2 protein-coding genes and 1 pseudogene are annotated in these 2,379 nt (G+C 74.8%); 2 read left to right on the top strand and 1 reads right to left on the bottom strand.

Features of this window, described 5'->3' with window-relative positions; genetic code table 11:
• On the bottom strand, window positions 1–994 hold a 994-nt coding region (locus tag GTW08_RS16840), incomplete at its 3' end, for an ABC transporter ATP-binding protein (protein WP_161152205.1).
• Window positions 995–1,118: 124 nt separating this feature from the next.
• On the opposite strand from GTW08_RS16840, the gene GTW08_RS16835 reads away from it, so the two are divergent.
• Both GTW08_RS16835 and GTW08_RS16830 read left to right on the top strand, forming a co-directional pair.
• A complete protein-coding gene (locus GTW08_RS16835; protein ID WP_073574560.1) occupies window positions 1,119–2,057 on the top strand; it encodes a methionyl-tRNA formyltransferase in 939 nt (312 codons plus the stop codon).
• Window positions 2,057–2,379 (top strand): annotated as a pseudogene (locus tag GTW08_RS16830) (hypothetical protein); the annotation flags it as partial. The gene GTW08_RS16835 and the pseudogene GTW08_RS16830, both read left to right, overlap by 1 nt.

The following is a 2,379-nucleotide window of genomic DNA, read 5'->3' as shown; positions in this document are numbered from 1 at the left end:
CGGGGCCGACGGCGGGCGGCGCGGAGAGGATCTCGGCGATCCGCCCGGCCGAGGCCCGCGCCTGGGCGAAGCGCGCCCCGGCGATGCCGAGGGTCTGCAGCGGCCCGACGAGGAACTGGGCGAGCCCGACCGCGGAGACCAGGTTGCCGACGGTGATGGACCCGTCGAGGGCGAGCAGGCCGCCCACGAGCGCGATGACCGCGAGGAACAGGCCGTTCGCGAGCTGGACGGTGCCGAGGAAACCGGCCTCGGCGCGGGTCGCCCGCAGCGTGGCGCCCAGCGCGGTGCGGCTGCTGGCCGCGTACTGCTCGGCCGCGGCGGGCCCGGCGCCCAGTCCCTTGAGGACGCGGATCCCGGACACCAGGTCGGCTGCGGTGCCCGCCGCGCGTGCGGCCCGCTCCTGCTCGGCGCCGCTGCGCCGCTCCAGCGGCCGGCCGACCCGGCCGATCAGCCACAGCAGCGGCGGGGTGCCGAGCAGGATGAGCAGGCCCAGGGGGAGCGAGATCCGCAGCAGCGCGACGGCGGCGACGACGAGCGCCGCCGCCGCGGCCGCCGCCGTCGGGATCCAGAAGTTCATCACCGCGACCCGCTTGGCGTCGGCGACGGCGATCGAGGTGACCGAGCCGGGCAGCCTGCCGGTCTCGGCGCCGCCCCGGTGGTCCAGCAGCCGCGCCGCCACACGGGTGCGGAGCCCGGCGTCGGCACGCAGGTCGGCGTGCAGGGCCTGCCGCGCGCCGAACCGGTAGCTGTAGGACAGCATCGCGAAGTCCGCGGCCAGTACCAGCAGCCAGATCACCAGGCTGCCGACGTCGCCGGTCGCGACCGCGCGGTCGATCACCACGCCCACCAGGACCGGTACCAGCGCCTCACCCACCTGGTGCCCGCAGAGCAGGACGGTGGCCGCGGCGACCCGGCCGCGGAACGACCTGATCGTGCTGCGGACCACCTCGCGTGCGGTGACCCGTGCGTCACCGGTGCCCCTGTGCTCGGTCATGAAGAGAGGCTAACCTCACCAGCGCGTGGCGATCATGAGGGCGGGGTGTGTCTCGCCGCTCCCCGGTCGGCGCACCGGTCGCCGCCCGTCATCGGGTCCCGTCCCAGGAGGAGGTCGACACCTCGTGCGTGTCGTGTTGTTCGGATACCAGAAGTGGGGAGCCCGGCTGCTCGCCGACCTGCTGGACTCGCGGCACGAGGTGGTGCTCGTCGTCAGCCACCCGGAGGAGGGCGAGCCGTCCCCGGTGATCTTCCAGGAGTCGCTCGGTGACCTGGCCCGTGAGCACGGGATCCCGGTGCTCTACCGGGAGAAGGCCGTGGACGCCGAGCTGGTCACCGCGATCACCGGGTCCGGTGCCGAGATCGGGGTGGCCTGCAACTGGCGCACCTGGATCTCCCCGCAGGTGTTCTCCGCCCCGCCCCGCGGGACGGTCAACACCCACGACTCGCTGCTCCCGCGCTACGCCGGGTTCTCCCCGCTGAACTGGGCGCTGATCAACGGCGAGAGCCAGGTGGGCGTGACCGCGCACTGGATGGACGCCGAGCTCGACCGCGGCCCGATCATCTGCCAGCGCACGGTGCCGGTCACCCCGACCGACACCACCGAGGACCTGTTCGAGCGCACCGTGCTCCTGTTCGGACCGCTCGCGCTCGAGGCGTTCGACCGGGTCGAGCACGGTCCGCACGAGTGGCTCACCCAGGACCCGGCGCACGCGTCGTTCTTCCACAAGCGGGCCGACGAGGACAACCGCATCCCCTGGGACCGTCCGGCGGCCGACCTGGTCAACCTGGTGCGCGCGCAGACCGGGCCGTACCCGAACGCCTGGTGCCTGCACGACGGGGCGCGGCTGCGGGTGCTGGAGGCGACCGTGTCGCGGGAGCGCTGCGGCGGGACCAACGGGCGGATCTTCGCCCGCGAGGGGAGCGGGGTGGTCGTCGTCGCCGGGCCGGACGCCTGGCGTGGCGGCCAGTACGGCCTGGTCCTGCAGCGGGTCAAGGACGCCGACGGGGTCGAGCACGTCGCCGGCGACCACTTCCGCCGCATGGGGGGTTACCTGACCTGATGACTCCCGACGCCCGCCGGGAACGGATCCTGCGACACGCCCTCCTCGACATCGGCGCCGATCCGGCGCCGGGTCCGCTGGTCCTGCCGTTGCCCGCGGTGGGGATGGACGTCGTCGCCGAGGTCGAGCACGCCTCGCCGGTCGGCCTGCACCGGTTCTCCCGGATCGCCCTGGCCACGACCGACGGTGCCGTCGACCCCCACCCGGGTCCCGACGAGCTGGCCGCCGCGCTGCGTACCGAGCTCGCCGCCCGCGGCGGCCCCGGACCGCTGCCGCCGGGTCCGGTCCCGGCGGCCGCCGACGGTCCCGCCCCGGAACAGGG

The sequence above is a fragment of the Pseudonocardia sp. SID8383 genome, from assembly GCF_009864975.1.
GTDB classification, from domain to species: domain Bacteria; phylum Actinomycetota; class Actinomycetes; order Mycobacteriales; family Pseudonocardiaceae; genus Pseudonocardia; species Pseudonocardia alni.
The sequence above is the reverse complement of the archived record's forward strand: the minus strand, read 5'-3'. Positions and strand labels throughout refer to the sequence as shown.